The sequence below is a fragment of the Haloarcula onubensis genome, assembly GCF_031624605.1.
GTDB classification, from domain to species: Archaea; Halobacteriota; Halobacteria; order Halobacteriales; family Haloarculaceae; genus Haloarcula; species Haloarcula onubensis.
This window is the reverse complement of record NZ_JAMQOS010000003.1, coordinates 258378-273350: the sequence shown is the minus strand read 5'-3', so window position 1 is coordinate 273350 and position 14973 is coordinate 258378. Positions and strand designations below refer to the sequence as shown.

Genomic DNA, 14973 nt, shown 5'->3' with positions numbered 1-14973 from the left:
TTTACTCGCCCGGCGACTACGGAGGGGCACGCGTGGCCATCACGGACAAGATATACGTCAAGAACCACCGTCAGCTCGCCTCCCAGCTAGAGACGAGCTTCCCCAAGGGCGCGTTCAAGGGGGCGACGCTGGACATCCTCTTTCAGGGCGAGGGTCTCGCCAAGCTGGACGACGCCTCCCGGGACCGAGTGCTGGAGTTCGCCGAGGACTTCATGGACTGTGACTGCCAGGCCGCCCCCCACTGTGGCTGTCCCGAGCGGAAGTTCATCGGCTATCTGCTGGAACTGCGCGAGCAGGGGCTCGGTCCCGACGCCATCGTCGACGTGATGACCGACGACTACATGCTGTACGCCTACCCCGGCGACATCCTCTCCTTTCTGGACGACAGCGTCCGTACCCTGGAGGCCATCGAGACGCTCGCGGGCGTCGACGGCGAGCGCGAGGTCGAACGCGAAGCCGGCGAGCGACGGAACCACCTCGTCAGATAGGACAGCGCCGCAGACGGAGACCTCAGAACTCGTCGTCGAAACTGCCGATGCGGTAGGAGGCGTCCTCCTCCTCGCCCTCGTCTAGGTCTTCGAGGTGGATGACCTCGTCCTGGTCCATCTCGTCGAGTTGCGTCCGGAGCTTGGTCACGTAGCGCTTGTGTTCCTCCAGTTGCTCGCGGAGGTGTTCGGCCTCCAGTTCGAGCCGCTCGTGCTCGCGGACGAAGCTCTTCGGTACCTCGACTTTCGGCGGGAAGCTCTCGGTGCTGGTCTCCTCGGCGTTTGCGGCCTCCAGTTCGTGGTCCGGCGCGACCGTCACCTGCCCGTCGTGGGCGACGAGCGTGTCGACGTAGTCACGAAAGACCGCAGAGAGGGAGATGTCGCGCTCCTCCGCGATTTCGCGGAGCGTCTCGAACTTGTCCTCGCTGACCCGGAACGAGATAGTCTTGTTTTTGTTCCCCATAGTTACCTCGTAATGGTTACTCCTCGTATTTAACCGTTTGTCAGACGCCCGCACGCCGCGGCGGGGGCCAAACGGTTTACGAGCGGGCCAAGACCGTCCGGTATGGACCCCACCGCACACCACTTCGCCGTCACCGTGAGCGACCTCGACCGCGCCGTCGCCTTCTACCGCGACACGCTCGGACTCGACGAACTGAGCCGGTTCTCCGTGGGCGGCGAGGCGTTCGCCACCGGCGTCGGTGTCGAGGGCGCGAGCGCCGAGTTCGTCCACTTAGACGCCGGCGACGCCCGCGTCGAACTCGTCGAGTACGCGCCGGAGGGCGACGCGACAGCCGAGACCGGGCTCAATCAGCCCGGCGCGACACACCTGGGGCTGGCAGTCGACGACCTCGATTCGGCGTACGCCGGCCTGCCCGAGGAGTGCGAGACCATCGCCGAACCCCAGACGACCGAGAGCGGGACCCGAATCTGCTTTCTACGGGACCCCGACGGGACGCTGGTGGAACTGCTGGAGACGTGAGCCGGACCTTACGCCGGGAGGTCTTCGAGGCTATCGACCTTGTGCTCGACGTCCTCGGGCACGACGTACATCAGGCGCTCGAAGGGGACGAACCCGACCGACTCGGCCGTCACCGCCTCGTCCGTTCGCTGTAGCGTGAGTCCGTGCTCGTCGGTCTCGAACGCGTCCGCCTCGATGACCGTGCCGTCGATAGTGACTGCCTGCAGTTTCATTGGCGACGCTAGAAGAGCGAGTGGAGACGCAAAACCGAACGGCTTGCGAACGCGTGGCAGCGATATACCCGACGGCCGTTCGACCGGCGAAGCGGGTCTCGCGGCCGCCGCGACGGGGCGTCAGTCCGCGCTCGCTTCCGCCGTCTCCTCCATGCTCTCCAGGGCACCGACCACGGACTGGCGGTACGGTTCGACGTCGTCGCCGTACTCCTCGTGGGCCATCGCGACGTACTCGTCGACGTCCGGACTCTCGGGGTCGGCGTCGGTGAACCGACGGATGCGCTCCAGCGTCCGCTCGGCCGCCTCGACGACCCAGCGGTCGCGGGTGGCCTCGTCGACCTCCGAGATGGACTCCGGTCGGATGGAGACGTTTACGTCACCGTCGTCGGTCTCGTAGGTCCGCGGTTTGCCCACGACGGCGACGTACGCCGGCGGCTCCAGTTCGCGCAGCATCGAGGCCGCGTCGGGCTGGTACTGCCCGGCGTACATGAAGAACGTGTCGCCGTTCGGGTCGACGACCCGTCCCTGCCAGTACTCGCTGTCCTCGCCGACGTCTTCGGTCTCGGTCAGCGTGCCGACGAGGAACACGCGGTTCGCGCGCTCGCCGGTCGGCAACAGCGAGTAGACCGGGGCTCGCTCGTCGTCGGACTCCTTGAACGTATAACTCGCATCGTTGAACTCGCGGGCGAAGACGCGTCGGGCGACTTCGCGGGTGGGGGTAGTAGCCATCTATATCGACCTCGCTTTGATGAGTAGTTCGTCCGCGTCCACGGTCCCGGTCAGTCGCTCCTGGTCGTCGGCCAGGACGTAGCGACCGAAGGTCGGGCCCGTCACCCTGTAGTACCGGCCGAGGATGTCGGCGCGCATCTCGTCGGCCACGACGGTCGTGTCCAGCGCGTCCATGGCCATCTCCTTCGCTTCTTCGAGGGTGATGCCGGTGAGCTTCTCGGTCGCTTCCTCGTCGAAGATGACCTCGGTGACCTCCTCGCCGTCGTCGAGCACGCCCTTGATTCGGAGGTCGAACTCCCCTTCGACCTCGCCGTGCTCGCTGCAGCGACCGTTCTGGAGGACGCGGGTACAGTCCTCCTCGGGGCAGCGCTTGATGAGGCCCGAGCCCGACTGGATGTCGACCAGCGCGCCCGCGACCTCGACGCTGTCCGACCCGACCTCGATCTCCTCGTCCAGTTCCTCGATGGTCGTGGTCCGGTTGAGTTTCACCGAGAACCGGCCCTGGTACTCGTCGGTGACGACGTTCCGTAGCTCGTAGGACTTGCCCTCCTCCAGTTCGGGGAGGTCGGATTTGGACCACTTGGTGAACTTGATGGTCCCCGTCTCGTCGCCCAGCAGCCCGACCTGGGCCACGGCGTCGGCGCGGGGGTCCCACAGTTCGACGACCGTCCCGCGGATGTCGACCCACTCCTCGGGGGCGTCGACGTCCGAGACGGTCACCTGCTCGTTGCCGCTACCGCCGGTGCCGCCGAGCTGGTCGCGGTCCATCCCGGCCTCGTCCAAGTACGTGTTGACGACGCTGCGACGGGCCTCGCTCGCGGGCACCTTGTACTCGTTGACCAGCGTGTCCAGCCGCTCTTCGACGTCGTCGACGTCGATGTCGAGCTGGTCGCTGAACTGGTCGTGAATCTCTTCGGCGTGGGTACGCAAATCTGTTGCTGACATTGGCTTTCACTGTCTCCGCTTTGTTTTTCGGTGGGAGACAACCGACAGTTGGTCGCCTTCGGTTATAAACTCTCGTTTAGCGTGGTGAAAGTGAAAACAACGGGCGGCTATCTGGCCGCGGTGGCGGCCGACGGTGCGCCCGTCGGGAAGATTGATTTGGCGCCGGCCGATAGCGTGGGTATGGGCGACGACGACGCCCGGCTGGAACGGTTCATCAGCGGGACCCTCCGGTCGGTCGGGAACCAGCTCTCCGAGGCCAAACGCGCCTACAGCGACGGGAAACGGGCCGCGATGGCCGGCCTGCCACGGGACGGGGACGGCCGCGCGAAACTCGTCTGTCGCCGCCACGCCGACCGCCGCGCGGTGTCGCTGGACGAGGCGGGCCGGCCCGAGTGTTTCGACCCGAACCACCCCGACTGTCAGGGCTGCGTCGAGGACATCGAGGACGGCACCGTCGAGACGTGGTGACAGCGGGCGGACAAAACCGTCATTACGCCCGGCGCCGTTGGGCGGGCTATGGGTGTCCTCCGGCAGTTCTGGCTCACCGTCGTGCCGCTGCTCGTGGGCTTCTCCGCGGTCGGCCTGCTCGTCCTGGCCGCGCTCTTTCCCGAGCAGTTGTTCGCCGTCGACAGCGCCGGCTACATCGCGACGGCCGCCGTCGCGCTCGTCTGTCTCGGACTGCTGGTGTGGCAACTCGCGACCGGCAGCGGGTCGGCGCGAGACAGGTTCCAGCCGCCCGAATAGCGAGGTCGCGAACGGAGTGAGCGACCTCGACGGAACGGCGACCGAAGGGAGCCGTGGAGTGAGCGAGGAATCGACCGGAGAGCGTTCCCGATAGCTCCGCGGTTCACCCCGTTCACCGCGTCGCTTCGAGTCATCGCCGTTCGGCGACGTCTCGCTATGCTCGCGGCTACGCCGCTTGCATTGTCCGATGAACCTCACTCCGTTCGGTTCCGGCCTAACTCCGCATCGACCCGCCGTCGACCGGCAGCGCCGTCCCGGTGACGTACGACGACCGGGCCGAAGAGAGATACGCGACCACGTCACCCAGTTCCTCGGGCTGGCCGACCCGCTCCAGCGGCGCGTCGGACCACGCCGCGATACCCGCCTCGTAGGAATCGTACTCGCCGCGCTCGACGGCGGCCTCGACGAGTTCCTCGATGCGGGGCGTCTCGTGGGCGCCCGGAAGGACGGCGTTCACCCGAACCTCGGGAGCGAACTCGCGAGCCTGGGTCTTCATCAGGCCGACGACCGCCCGGCGGACAGAGTTCGAGAGGACGAGGTCGTCGATGACCTCCCGCACGGAGCGGGAGGTGATGTTGACGATAGTGCCGGCGTCGGAGGCCGTGAGGTAGGGGTAGGCGTGGCGGGTCGTCCAGACGACGCTCATCACCAGCATGTCGTAGGCGGTGTACCACTCGCGCTCGGTCGTCTCCACGAAGGGGCCGGGCGCTGGGCCGCCCGCGCTCGTGACGACGTGGTCCAGCCCGCCGAAGCTCTCGACGGTCTCCTCGACGAACGCCTCGACCTCGTCGGGGTCGGTGATGTCGGCCTCGACGGCCAGCACGTCGCCGTCGCCGAGGGCGTCGAGCGCCTCGCGCGTTTCGGCTACGTGGTCCGGTGTCGTCCCGCAGACCGCCACGTCGCTCCCTTCGCGAGCGAACCGCTCGGCGCTCGCCCGTCCCAGACCGCTGGTCGCGGCCGTACACAGTACCGCGTCGCCGGCAAGTTCGAGGTCCATACCCGACTCGACGGCCGAGTCACGCAAAAAGTCCGGTGCCTACGAGCCCCAGAAGTTGTCGCGGCTGCCCAGCCGCTCGTCTTCCTCGTCGTCCTCGCCCTGATAGCCGCCCTCGTCGTCCGTCTCGCTCTCCTCGTCGTCCGCCTCGAGTTCCAGCCGTTCGAGTTCGTCCGCTCGCGCGTGGTTCGACCGGACCTTGGTTATCTGGACTTTCGACCGGGCCGGCGGCAGGACGCCGTCGACCATGACGATGAACCCGTCGTCGGTCCGGCCGACGCCGGCCCCGCTCTCGTGGATGTCGTCGACCTCGACGACGACCTCCTGGCCCGGCTTGACGGGCTGGCTCTTCAGGTCCGAGATGGGTTGGTTGTAGTGGTTACACCACTCGGCACCCCCCCGGTCCCCGTAGTGTGTACAGCCCATCCCCTCGATGCGTTCGGTGAAACTGGGGCAGTCGTCGGCGAGCGGACAGTCGGGCATGTCTCGGGGTACAGGGGCCGCCGGCAAAACGCTTGCGACCTGCCAGACCGGCGCTATTGCCGGCCAATCTGTCAGCGTTCCTGATGGAAAAATCGGACGGCGACGAACCACCAGCCGGTGTCGGTATCAAGCCTGAATATTGCCGGTATAAGTATAAGTAGTGGAATACTCTCGGTGAGCCCATGACCGACTACGCGGGGATGTTCGGACAGGGAGGGTTAAACGACCAGGTCGACGTCGACGCGCTCGTCCGGGATATCGGGCTGGACCGAAGCGAGATAGACTGGCGGAAAGACTACGTTAACTTCGACGCCGAAGACAGGCGACGCCTCGAAGGCCTCCGGCCCCTGTTCGAGGACAACGCCGATTCCATCGCCGACGCGTTCTACGAGAACCTCACGCAGTACGACCAGACGGTCGAGGTCATCAGCCGGTCGCCCAAGGCCGTCGACGCGCTGAAAGACACCCAGCGGGCGTACTTCGTCACGCTCGCCGACGGGGAGTACGACGAGGCGTACTTCAAGAACCGGGCCCGCATCGGCAAGCTCCACGACATCCTCGAGATGCCGATGAAGCAGTACATCGGCCAGTACGGGGTCTACTACGACCTCATCCTCCCCCTGCTGACCGAGCGGGCGAGCGAGCGCATCGCGGAGCGGTTCGCATCGACGCTGGGGGAGACGGCGACGGACGGCGGGATTACCGCCGGAGACGCCGTAGACGACGTACTCGACACCGTCCAGGGGGTGGTCGACGAGGAGATAGCCGACCTGCGCGAGGACATCACGTCCGTGCTGCGCATCATCAACCTCGACATGCAGGTCGTCGCCGACACCTACATCCACTCCTACAGCCAGAAACTCGAAGCGGAAATCGAACGCCGCGAACGGCTCGCCACGGAGGTCGAGGAGGACCTCGAGACGCCGATGGCCGAGCTACAGGCGTCCTCGGACGACGTGGCCCACTCCTCCCAGCAGATTTCCGACCTGACCGGCGAGCAGTCGGAACGGGTCCAGTCCATCGCCAGCGAAGTGTCGAACATGAGCGCCACCGTCGAGGAGGTCGCCGCCAGCGCTAGCCAGGTCGAGGGCAACAGCCAGCGCGCCCGCGACCTCGCCGAGGACGGACAGACGGCCGCCGACGACGCCGTGGACGTGATGGACGACGTGGGCGACGCCGTCGACGACGTCTCCGACGACGTCGACGAACTCCAGGACCGCGTCGGCGAGATAGACGCCGTCGTCGAGGTCATCAACGACATCGCCGAACAGACCAACATCCTCGCGCTGAACGCCTCCATCGAGGCCGCCCGCGCCGGCGAGGCCGGCAGCGGCTTCGCCGTCGTCGCCGACGAAGTGAAGTCGCTGGCCGGCGACTCACAGGAGCGCGCCCAGGAGATAGAGACCCTCGTCTCCGCCATCGAGGCCGACACCGAGGACACCGTCGAGAGCCTAGACCAGACGACCGAGCAGATCGAGGCCGGTATCGAGCGCGTCTCCGAGGCCATGGAACTGCTCGACGACATCGCCGACGCCGTCCAGGAGACCGCCCAGGGCATCCGCGAGGTCTCCGACGCCACGGACGAACAGGCCGCAAGCACCGAGGAAGTCGCGAGCATGCTCGACGAACTCGTCGTCCAGGCCGACACCGTCGCCGCCGAAGCCGAGCAAATCGCCGCCGCCAACGAGGAGCAGGCCGCGACCATCGACGAGGTGTCTCGGACTGTGAGTCGGTTGACGGAGTGAGGGTGCAGTCGAATCTCGTCGGCGAAAGTTTTTGATTGTAAGGACTGACAACGGCAACAGAGACCCATGTCCAACGCTACCAAGCGAATTCCGGTCACGGAGGAACGCTGGAAAGAGCTGAGCGAGTTGAAAGAAGCCGGCGAGACGTACGACGACCTGCTGGGGGAGTTGATTCAGGAACACCAGTGGCGACAGCTAGCCGAACGGGCGAACGCGGTCAGGGAGGCAGACAGCGACGAACTGACATCGCTCGATGAGCTATGAGGTGGTCCTCGCGGAGGAAGCCCGCGAGTACGTCGCCGCGTTAGACGAGAAGAGCACCCGAATCGTCAAAGACAATCTCCGGAAACTGGCCGACGACCCCTACCCCAGACCGGATGCTGGCTCCGGTGACCGGGAGAAGTTGGTCGTCGACGGCGAGGAACTGTATCGGCACCATATCGGCCGAACGTACACCGCGTTTTACAACGTTCTGGACTTTCTCCGTGGGTGGGCGGGGAGGTAGAGTGGCAGCTCGCTTAGGAGAGTTGGGTGATCCGTTCGCGGTCCATGTCCCAGGACCACGGGCTCATGTCGTCAGGGTCGTAGACTCGATCAGGAATCTTCTCGATATCGACGAGTGGCGAGGGAAATACTGGGTCGCTCAGTTCGCGGGTTTCGGGGTCGATTGTCTCGAACCAGTTGCTGACATCCTGCTCTGCTTTCCAGAGTACGCTGAGCACAGGACTCGCACGACGTTAGCCGAATCCCCACCGTTGTTGGATGTCCGCGCGAACGCAGTGAGCGCGGTTCACTGACTGCGAGGCGAAGCCGAGCAGTCAGCCTTTTTGTACTAAATTTTTGCGAGCGGGGGTTCCCGCAGCGACCGCAGGGAGCGAGGAAACCCCCCGAAGTAAAAATTTAGGCGGGCACGGTGGGATTCGAACCCACGACCGTCGGATTAGAAGTCCGACGCTCTATCCGGGCTGAGCTACGTGCCCACACAGGGGCCAAAAGGCGGCAGCGTCAAAAACTGTCCGAATCCGACGGCTACGGCGGGCAGTGAGAGGCCGGTGACCTCCGGTTGGTGGCGAGGCCGGGCGCAGACGGTATCGAGTCTCCTGATTGTAGCCGGTTGGTCAAACAGCGCGGGGTGGGGGGTGTTGGCCGTTCGGGGTGCCGTTTGCAGCTGTTGCTAGCGCGGCGGTCTGGCTGTCCGGACCGGCGAGTCCGCAACTGGCCGGCCCCGGTCGCTCAGTCCTCGGGCGAGTCGACGTTCCGAAACTCGAAGCGGGCACCGCCGTCCGCACTCGCCGTCACAGTAACCGACCAGTCGTGGGCGTCGGCGATGGTGCGGACGATGGACATCCCGAGGCCGGTGCCCTCGTCGGTAGTGGTGTAGCCGTGGTCGAGGACGGTGTCACGGTCGGCCTCGGGGATGCCGACGCCGTCGTCGGCGACGAAGAAGCCGTCCTCGAGCGGGCCGACGGTGACGGTGAGGCCGCCGCCGTCGCCCATCGCGGCCCCGTCCGCGTCGGGCAACCCGTGTTCCACGGCGTTGCGAAAGAGGTTCTCGAAGACGTGCAGCAGGTAGTCGGTGTCGGCGACGATGATGTCGTTCTCGGGGACCCGGAGGGTGGCGCCGGCGGTGTCGACGTGGGCCCAGGCGGTGTGGGCGGCGCGGGCGACGTTGACCCGCTCCGGGTCGAGGCTGTCGCGGTCGACGGCGGTCAGTTCGCGGAGGTCCGCGACCATCTCGCTCATCCGGCGGATGGCGCGGTCGATATCGTCCAGTCGGGAGAGGTCCCCGGTCTCGCGGGCGAGTTCGACGTAGCCCGAGGCGACCTGGATGGGGTTGCGCAGGTCGTGGGAGACGTACTGGCCGAACTGGTCTAAGCGTTCGTTCTGGCGTTCGAGCTGGGCGGTACGGACCTGGAGCTGGCCGCGCTGGCGGCGCTCGGCGGTGATGTCGCGGCCGACGACGACGACGCCGGCGAACTCGCCGATGGAGTTGGTCATCGTCGAGACGCCGATGTCGTAGAAGCGCTGCTCGCCGTCGATACGGCAGGTGAGGATGGTGTCGTCGTCGGCGGGGTCGCCGGCGACGGACTGCTCGTAGCAGGAAAGCAGCGTCGGATGGGCGTCGAACGCCTCGGAGACGGGTTCTGCGGGGGCGTCGGCGTCGGGGGGTCGACCCAGCAGTCGGTTGCCCGACGGGTTCGTGTAGCGGATGGTCCCCTCGCTGTCGACGATGTAGACGGCGTCGTCCATGCTCTCGATGACGACCTGATGGGCCAGCGGCTGGATGTCGAAGAGGAAGTCGTTGACGTACGACCAGCCGATCGGGAGCGCGGCGATGGTCGCCCCGTAGGTGATGAGCTGGACGTTGGGCCAGGGGTTCAGGACCGGGACCAGCGCCGTCTGTTCCGAGAGAAAGAGCAGGGAGAGGACGAACTCGATAGTGCCGACGACGGTCATCACGAGCAGCTGGGGGCGGTAGCTGGCGAAGGTCCGCTTCCAGGTGTCGACGATGACGAAGTGGGCGGTGGCGACGACGCCGAAGATGTAGGCGCAGTTGAGCCAGAACAGCGGGCCCAAGGAGAGTTCGAGCAGGAGGAGCGGCCCCCTGGGGTCGAGCGAGAGCGCCGACCAGTACAGCTCGCCGGGGTTCAGGAGGACCAGTGCAACGAAGCCGAGACCGACGGCGACGATGGGGGCGAGCAGCCGTCGTTCGAGCAGGTCACGCCGGTCGGTGTAGCGGGCGGCGAACACCCAGAATCCGATGGCGAACAGCGGGCTCATCGCGTGGCGGGCGACGAACCACGACTGCTTGCCGGCCACCGTGGGCAGGAGAAGCTGGCCGACGTACAGCGTCGACCACAGGGCCAGCGTGACCATCAACACCGTGTAGCTCCGCGCGCCTCGAGTGGCTCGCTGTTGCCACGTCACCGCCGCGATGAGCAACGCGAGCGCTGTCGAGAGCATCCCGAGGACCACGAAGGGATGGGTGAGCGCGCCCATAGACCATTATTGCTCAAGTGTCATGAATTAGTTACGGATTACCGTACATCGAGAGCGCCGACAGCACATCCGGGAGCCAGTCGGTCACGTCGCTGGCCGGGACGAAGCGTATCCTTGACTCAGCCGTCGAGGTCGACGTCCTCGTCGGTAGCGTCGGCGGTCGTGATGGCGATGGCGTCGGTCGTCTCGACGGCGTCGAGCCCCTCTATGGTACAGACGTCGGCGACCCGCTCGTGGGGAACGGAGACGACGAGGTCGTCGAACTGGAGGCGGCGCTCGACGGTCCCGCCGACGGCCTCGGCGGCGCCCGCGACGGCGTCGGGGTCCGCGTCGTCGGCCGTCGTCAGCGCGAGCGCGACCGACGCGCCCTCGATGGGGTCCTCGCGGATGCTCCTGACCGCACGGGAGACGTACATCACTCCGAGGAGGGCCCGCCGGGGCCTTGATTGTGGCGCTCGGCGCTCTCCAGCCGTGACTCGGCGATGGCGAAGGCGAGCGTGCTCGCCAGCCCCAGCAGCGTGCCGCCGGTGAGGACGACGGCGAGATACTCCAGCGTGCGGCTGCCGAGGAAGAAAGCGGAGAGGCCGTGGAGCACGCCGCCGATGGCCAGCACGTAGAAGGGTGCGTTCAGATAGCGCCACTCGAACTCGCCGTTGAGGTACTCGTCGGTGACCCGGCCCAGGCTGGAGGTGATGCCGGCGGCGGCGAACCACTGGACGGCACCGTTGACCAGCGCCGCCAGCACCTCGACGGCCGAGAGGGGTTTGGGCTGGGCCTCGTAGACGGCGACGCCGCTGACGCCGCCGATAGCGAGCAGGGCGGCGGCGACGACGTAGGTGATGATGGTGATGCGCCCGCCGTAAAAGCCAGAGGTGGCCCGGGAGACGGCCTCGTCGAGGATGCGCTCGACACCCAGGCCACGCGCGAGGACGTACAGCCCCAGGAGGCCGGAGATGACGCCCAGCGCCGACCCCGGATAGCCCAGCGACTCGACGGCGATGGTCATCGGGTAGATGAGCAACAGGATACCCAGCGGGACGAGTATCGTCCCCCGCGTCTCGGGGTCGTTTAACACCTGCTTGATGGTGTAGTACATCGATTCTAAGTCCTGTGCCTGCCGGACGACGACGCGGCGGACCCCGTCGATGCGGATGCGCGAGCGGATGACCGGGACGACGGACTCGTCCTGTGCGCCGTCGGTGACGACCAGCGCCCGGACGTCCTCGCTCGCCGTCAGGGAGGCAAGCACCGTGTCGACCTCCTCGCCGACGGCGCGGTTGGCGGCCACGTCGCCGGCGTCGACGCCGGTGACTGCGGCCACTTCGACGGGTTCGTCGGTTATCTCGTCGGCGATGTGGACCCCCTCGAAGAGGACGTTCACGTCCGAGTCCTCGGGGTCGGCGCTGGCCAGCGCGACGGCTGCGTCGACGACGTTGTCGCGGCCGACCACGGGCGTCTCGATGTCGGTCTTGCGCCCGAGGTCGTCGTCCAGGTCCACGCACAGCACCAGCAGCATTGGTCGGTGGTATGCCAGCGTCGTTTAACTGTCTTCGGGCGCGTCACTCACTCCCACGCTCGCGAGTACGGCGTTCGACGACCAGCAAGGCGGCCAGCCCGAGGATGATGAGCGTGTACGAACCGGCCGCCAGTATCGCCGCCCGTTCGTCCGGATACTCCCCGGTCCGGAAGATAATCGCCTTGCGGACCATGGCGATGACGCCGGTGTAGATGACCAGTTGGACGATGCGTCGCGTGTCGCTCTCCCTGGTGTAGGCGACGACGGTGTGGTACACCTCGACGATGATAAAGAGGAGGAGGGCGGTGTCGATGAAGCCGACGACGACGAGGGGCTTCGTAATCGAGCCGTCGAGAGCGCTCCGAAGTATCTGCAACCCGAGGTCGAAGACGCCGATAGCAAAGAGGACCACGAGGACGAGCGCGGCGATGACCTCGACGTACCGCATCAGGTCGCCGCTGAGCACCAGGATTCGCTCGTCGGCCGAGTCCGGCGAGGGGAGCGACCCGCCGACCGAGTCCGACTCCTCGTCGTCCATAGCTGGACTTACGGCCCTACTGTCATTAATCCGATACCTATCTGACGTGGCCCGGGTCGGCCGGCCGGGCGGCCGCGGCGTCCCCGTCCCGGCCCAGCCGGGCGACCAGCGCGATGACCGGGAGCAGGAGGAGGCTCCCGGCGACAAACGGCGCCCAGAAGCCGACGGCGGCGTAGAGCCCGCCCATCACCGGCGGGCCGACGGTGCGGGCGAGGCTGCCCGCGCCCTGCGTGACGCCGAAGGCGCTCCCCTGGAGGTCCGCGCTGGCCCGCTGGGAGACCAGCGCGGTCAGCGTCACCGAGAGGACGCCGTTGCCGACCGGCAACAGCGTGAGTATCGCCAGCAGTCCGAGGGCGTCCCCGGTGAGGAAGGGCGCGACGCCGGTGAGGTCCGGGAACGCACCGCCGAGCGCGCTGGAGAACGGGAGCGCCCCGACGGCGGCCGCGAGCAGCGCCGCCCCGCCCAGCGAGAGCGCCACCGAGCCGTACCGGGCGGTCAGGCGACCGATGAGCACGCCCTGGGTGAGGACGGCGAGCAGTCCGATGTAGGTCAGCAAGAGTGCGCTCTGGGTCGCCGTGTAGCCGTAGACGTCGGCGACGTAGGGGATGAACATGACCGTGACGCCGGAGAAGGCAAACGAGACGAGAAAGAAGGCGGCCAGCAGCTCCCGGAGGTCGGGCGTGACGACGGCGGCCCGGAGCTGGCCGACGGGCGACGGCCGCTCGGAGCGGTCGGTGTCGGGACCCGGCGTGCGCGACTCGGGCAGGAAGGCGAGCGCGACGACGACGCCACAGAGACTGAACAACGCGGCCGCGAAGCTCGGCAGCGAGAACCGGGTGATAGGAACCCCGGCGGGTGCGACCGCGTCGACGCCGGCGATGGTCGCGTCGAAGCTCAACACGGCGCCGATGCCCGGGCCGAAGATGAACCCGAGGCCGAAGGCGGCGCCGATGTAGCCAAGCGCCGCGGCCCGGCGCTCCGGCGGGGTTACGTCGGCGACGTAGGCCTGGGCCGTCGAGAGGTTCCCACCCATCGCGCCGGCCAGCAGTCGGGCGACGAAGAGCAGCCACAGCGCGTCGGCCAGTCCGAAGAGCGTCCAGGCGAGGACCGACCCCGACAGCGAGAGCACCAGCACCGGGCGGCGGCCGACCCGGTCCGACAGCGACCCCAGCAGCGGGGCGAAGACGAACTGGGTCAGGGAGTACGACGCCGCCAGCAGGCCGATGACGAACTCGGTCCCGCCGGGAAACGAGCGGGTGTAGTAGGGCAGGATGGGGATGATGATGCCAAAGCCCAGCAGGTCCAGAAAGACCACGGCCAGCACGATTGCGAGCCCGCGTCTGCGGGCGGCTCCGTCCATGGAGTGGGGTGAGAGTGCCGGCGTGATAAGGGGGCCGGACGGGAACAACCGAACGAAGGCTGGTGGCGTGTCGACCCATGCGCTCCCACACCACACCGACGCAGATGCGCACGCTTTTTCCCGCTGGGAGCGGTTCTAGCCGCATACGATGATCTCCGAGGGCTGCGAGCAGTGCGCCAAAGGCGGCAAGATGGTACTCTTTGTCTACGGCTACTGCGACCAGCGGGACTGTTTTTACTGCCCCCTCGGCGAGAACCGAAAGAACGTCACCCAGATGTACGCCAACGAGCGCCCCGTCGAGGACGACAGCGACGTCATCGAGGAGGCAAAGCGCATGAGCGCGCTGGGGACCTCCATCACGGGCGGCGAACCCCAGGAGGTGCTCGACCGGACCTGCCACTATCTGGAGCTACTGAAAGACGAGTTCGGCGAGGACCACCACACCCATCTCTACACCGGGATTCCCGGCGGGCGCGAGAACATGCGACGACTCTCGGAGGCGGGGCTGGACGAGATTCGCTTCCACCCGCCCCTGGAGCTGTGGGGCGACTTACACGGCACGGAGTGGGAGGACATCCTCTACATCGCCCGCGAGGAGGGGCTCACCCCCGCCTTCGAGATTCCGGGTATCCGCGCCGAGGAGGAGTTCCTCGAATTCTTAGACGAGGGCGCCGCGGACTTCTGTAACATCAACGAGTTCGAGATGTCCGACGGCAACTACCGCCGGATGCAAAAGGAGGGCTTCGAACTCAAAGAGGACCACATGAGCGCCGTCGAGGGCTCTCACGACATCCTCGACCGGATGGGCGACCACGAGAAGGTGTACTTCTGTACCAGCGTCTTCAAGGACGCCGCCCAGCACCGCTCCCGACTCAAACGGATGGCCCGCAACATCCGTCGGGAGTTCGACGACGTGACCGAGGATGGCACGCTCGTCTACGGGAAGGCGTGGGTCTCGGAAGCGCGACTCGAGGAACTCGGCGTCCCCGAGGAGTTCTACGCCGTCAAGACCGACCACGTCGAACTCGCCTGGTGGCTCCTGGAGGAGATGGTCGAGGAGGGCGACGTGCCCAAAGGCGAAATCGTCGAGCAGTACCCGACCTACGACGGGACCGTCGTCGAACGGACGCCGCTGTCTGGCGGCAGCGGTGGCAGTCGAGCGACGGCGGACGACTGACTCTACGGCGGGCGACCGCGGACGATAGCTGTCTCGCCCCGGCCCTTGATGTGTGCGCCCGTC

At 66.8% G+C, this 14973-nt stretch carries 20 protein-coding genes and 1 tRNA gene; 8 read left to right on the top strand and 13 right to left on the bottom strand.

Annotated elements, in window-relative coordinates:
• Positions 1-32 precede the first annotated feature (32 nt).
• The gene (locus NDI86_RS10835) at positions 33-488 is read left to right on the top strand and encodes a DUF5814 domain-containing protein (protein WP_310900440.1); all 456 of its coding nucleotides are present in this window, start codon (positions 33-35) and stop codon (positions 486-488) included.
• 22 nt (positions 489-510) lie between these two features.
• Here the strand turns inward: NDI86_RS10835 and NDI86_RS10830 are convergent, their stop codons facing one another.
• Positions 511-948: a DUF8146 domain-containing protein gene (locus NDI86_RS10830; protein WP_310900439.1), complete on the bottom strand. Its 438-nt coding sequence runs from the start codon at positions 946-948 to the stop codon at positions 511-513.
• Between the two features lie 102 nt (positions 949-1050).
• Here NDI86_RS10830 and NDI86_RS10825 point away from each other — a divergent pair, with 102 nt between their 5' ends.
• Positions 1051-1467 carry a VOC family protein gene (locus NDI86_RS10825; protein ID WP_310900438.1) on the top strand — a complete coding sequence of 139 codons (417 nt, stop codon included), beginning with the start codon at positions 1051-1053 and terminating at the stop codon, positions 1465-1467.
• A gap of 8 nt (positions 1468-1475) precedes the next feature.
• Here NDI86_RS10825 and NDI86_RS10820 read toward each other — a convergent pair whose 3' ends face one another.
• The 3 genes from NDI86_RS10820 to NDI86_RS10810 form a co-directional block, all read right to left on the bottom strand.
• The gene (locus NDI86_RS10820; protein WP_310900437.1) at positions 1476-1679 is read right to left on the bottom strand and encodes a hypothetical protein; all 204 of its coding nucleotides are present in this window, start codon (positions 1677-1679) and stop codon (positions 1476-1478) included.
• A 120-nt stretch (positions 1680-1799) separates the two neighbouring features.
• Positions 1800-2408, bottom strand: a complete 609-nt coding sequence (locus NDI86_RS10815; RefSeq protein ID WP_310900436.1) for an RPA family protein — start codon at positions 2406-2408, stop codon at positions 1800-1802.
• Complete coding sequence (locus tag NDI86_RS10810; protein ID WP_310900435.1) at positions 2409-3353, bottom strand: replication factor A; 945 nt, start codon at positions 3351-3353, stop codon at positions 2409-2411.
• 180 nt (positions 3354-3533) lie between these two features.
• On the opposite strand from NDI86_RS10810, the gene NDI86_RS10805 reads away from it, so the two are divergent.
• Together NDI86_RS10805 and NDI86_RS10800 are read left to right on the top strand one after the other, a co-directional pair.
• The gene (locus NDI86_RS10805) at positions 3534-3821 is read left to right on the top strand and encodes a DUF7091 family protein (RefSeq protein ID WP_310900667.1); all 288 of its coding nucleotides are present in this window, start codon (positions 3534-3536) and stop codon (positions 3819-3821) included.
• A gap of 48 nt (positions 3822-3869) precedes the next feature.
• The gene (locus tag NDI86_RS10800; protein WP_310900434.1) at positions 3870-4097 is read left to right on the top strand and encodes a hypothetical protein; all 228 of its coding nucleotides are present in this window, start codon (positions 3870-3872) and stop codon (positions 4095-4097) included.
• Positions 4098-4311: 214 nt separating this feature from the next.
• Here NDI86_RS10800 and NDI86_RS10795 read toward each other — a convergent pair whose 3' ends face one another.
• On the bottom strand, positions 4312-5094 hold the full coding sequence (locus tag NDI86_RS10795) for an SDR family oxidoreductase (RefSeq protein ID WP_310900433.1): 783 nt from the start codon (positions 5092-5094) through the stop codon (positions 4312-4314).
• A 39-nt stretch (positions 5095-5133) separates the two neighbouring features.
• Complete coding sequence (locus tag NDI86_RS10790) at positions 5134-5574, bottom strand: TRAM domain-containing protein (RefSeq protein WP_310900432.1); 441 nt, start codon at positions 5572-5574, stop codon at positions 5134-5136.
• A 182-nt stretch (positions 5575-5756) separates the two neighbouring features.
• On the opposite strand from NDI86_RS10790, the gene NDI86_RS10785 reads away from it, so the two are divergent.
• From NDI86_RS10785 to NDI86_RS10775, 3 genes are all read left to right on the top strand, one after another.
• Positions 5757-7319 (top strand): globin-coupled sensor protein, encoded by a 1563-nt coding sequence (locus tag NDI86_RS10785; RefSeq protein WP_310900431.1) that lies wholly within the window; start codon positions 5757-5759, stop codon positions 7317-7319.
• A gap of 66 nt (positions 7320-7385) precedes the next feature.
• The gene (locus NDI86_RS10780; RefSeq protein WP_310900430.1) at positions 7386-7583 is read left to right on the top strand and encodes a hypothetical protein; all 198 of its coding nucleotides are present in this window, start codon (positions 7386-7388) and stop codon (positions 7581-7583) included.
• Positions 7573-7824, top strand: coding sequence for a type II toxin-antitoxin system RelE family toxin (locus NDI86_RS10775; protein ID WP_310900429.1), 252 nt, complete (start codon positions 7573-7575; stop codon positions 7822-7824). The genes NDI86_RS10780 and NDI86_RS10775 overlap by 11 nt, the downstream gene beginning before the upstream one ends.
• Positions 7825-7837: 13 nt before the next feature.
• On the opposite strand, the gene NDI86_RS10770 is transcribed toward NDI86_RS10775, so the two are convergent.
• From NDI86_RS10770 to NDI86_RS10740, 7 genes are all read right to left on the bottom strand, one after another.
• Entirely contained in the window at positions 7838-8041 is a 204-nt protein-coding gene (locus NDI86_RS10770) for a hypothetical protein (protein WP_310900428.1), read from the bottom strand.
• 183 nt (positions 8042-8224) lie between these two features.
• Positions 8225-8299 (bottom strand) — tRNA-Arg (locus NDI86_RS10765).
• Positions 8300-8552: 253 nt separating this feature from the next.
• Complete coding sequence (locus NDI86_RS10760; RefSeq protein WP_310900427.1) at positions 8553-10319, bottom strand: sensor histidine kinase; 1767 nt, start codon at positions 10317-10319, stop codon at positions 8553-8555.
• A 119-nt stretch (positions 10320-10438) separates the two neighbouring features.
• Positions 10439-10735, bottom strand: coding sequence for a hypothetical protein (locus NDI86_RS10755; RefSeq protein ID WP_310900426.1), 297 nt, complete (start codon positions 10733-10735; stop codon positions 10439-10441).
• Positions 10735-11835 carry a DUF373 family protein gene (locus NDI86_RS10750; protein WP_310900425.1) on the bottom strand — a complete coding sequence of 367 codons (1101 nt, stop codon included), beginning with the start codon at positions 11833-11835 and terminating at the stop codon, positions 10735-10737. The genes NDI86_RS10755 and NDI86_RS10750 overlap by 1 nt, the downstream gene beginning before the upstream one ends.
• A gap of 43 nt (positions 11836-11878) precedes the next feature.
• A complete protein-coding gene (locus NDI86_RS10745) occupies positions 11879-12373 on the bottom strand; it encodes a phosphate-starvation-inducible PsiE family protein (RefSeq protein ID WP_310900424.1) in 495 nt (164 codons plus the stop codon).
• Between the two features lie 37 nt (positions 12374-12410).
• The gene (locus tag NDI86_RS10740) at positions 12411-13733 is read right to left on the bottom strand and encodes an MFS transporter (RefSeq protein WP_310900423.1); all 1323 of its coding nucleotides are present in this window, start codon (positions 13731-13733) and stop codon (positions 12411-12413) included.
• Between the two features lie 148 nt (positions 13734-13881).
• Here NDI86_RS10740 and NDI86_RS10735 point away from each other — a divergent pair, with 148 nt between their 5' ends.
• Positions 13882-14910: a radical SAM protein gene (locus NDI86_RS10735; RefSeq protein WP_310900422.1), complete on the top strand. Its 1029-nt coding sequence runs from the start codon at positions 13882-13884 to the stop codon at positions 14908-14910.
• Positions 14911-14973 lie beyond the last annotated feature (63 nt).

Bases quoted from the DNA above. Each gene is read 5' to 3' on its own strand.
- NDI86_RS10830 (WP_310900439.1), bottom strand. From the start codon at position 948: ATGGGGAACAAAAACAAGACTATCTCGTTCCGGGTCAGCGAGGACAAG.
- NDI86_RS10825 (WP_310900438.1), top strand. From the start codon at position 1,051: ATGGACCCCACCGCACACCACTTCGCCGTCACCGTGAGCGACCTCGAC.
- NDI86_RS10820 (WP_310900437.1), bottom strand. From the start codon at position 1,679: ATGAAACTGCAGGCAGTCACTATCGACGGCACGGTCATCGAGGCGGAC.
- NDI86_RS10815 (WP_310900436.1), bottom strand. From the start codon at position 2,408: ATGGCTACTACCCCCACCCGCGAAGTCGCCCGACGCGTCTTCGCCCGC.
- NDI86_RS10810 (WP_310900435.1), bottom strand. From the start codon at position 3,353: ATGTCAGCAACAGATTTGCGTACCCACGCCGAAGAGATTCACGACCAG.
- NDI86_RS10805 (WP_310900667.1), top strand. From the start codon at position 3,534: ATGGGCGACGACGACGCCCGGCTGGAACGGTTCATCAGCGGGACCCTC.
- NDI86_RS10800 (WP_310900434.1), top strand. From the start codon at position 3,870: ATGGGTGTCCTCCGGCAGTTCTGGCTCACCGTCGTGCCGCTGCTCGTG.
- NDI86_RS10795 (WP_310900433.1), bottom strand. From the start codon at position 5,094: ATGGACCTCGAACTTGCCGGCGACGCGGTACTGTGTACGGCCGCGACC.
- NDI86_RS10790 (WP_310900432.1), bottom strand. From the start codon at position 5,574: ATGCCCGACTGTCCGCTCGCCGACGACTGCCCCAGTTTCACCGAACGC.
- NDI86_RS10785 (WP_310900431.1), top strand. From the start codon at position 5,757: ATGACCGACTACGCGGGGATGTTCGGACAGGGAGGGTTAAACGACCAG.
- NDI86_RS10780 (WP_310900430.1), top strand. From the start codon at position 7,386: ATGTCCAACGCTACCAAGCGAATTCCGGTCACGGAGGAACGCTGGAAA.
- NDI86_RS10775 (WP_310900429.1), top strand. From the start codon at position 7,573: ATGAGCTATGAGGTGGTCCTCGCGGAGGAAGCCCGCGAGTACGTCGCC.
- NDI86_RS10760 (WP_310900427.1), bottom strand. From the start codon at position 10,319: ATGGGCGCGCTCACCCATCCCTTCGTGGTCCTCGGGATGCTCTCGACA.
- NDI86_RS10755 (WP_310900426.1), bottom strand. From the start codon at position 10,735: ATGTACGTCTCCCGTGCGGTCAGGAGCATCCGCGAGGACCCCATCGAG.
- NDI86_RS10750 (WP_310900425.1), bottom strand. From the start codon at position 11,835: ATGCTGCTGGTGCTGTGCGTGGACCTGGACGACGACCTCGGGCGCAAG.
- NDI86_RS10745 (WP_310900424.1), bottom strand. From the start codon at position 12,373: ATGGACGACGAGGAGTCGGACTCGGTCGGCGGGTCGCTCCCCTCGCCG.
- NDI86_RS10740 (WP_310900423.1), bottom strand. From the start codon at position 13,733: ATGGACGGAGCCGCCCGCAGACGCGGGCTCGCAATCGTGCTGGCCGTG.
- NDI86_RS10735 (WP_310900422.1), top strand. From the start codon at position 13,882: ATGATCTCCGAGGGCTGCGAGCAGTGCGCCAAAGGCGGCAAGATGGTA.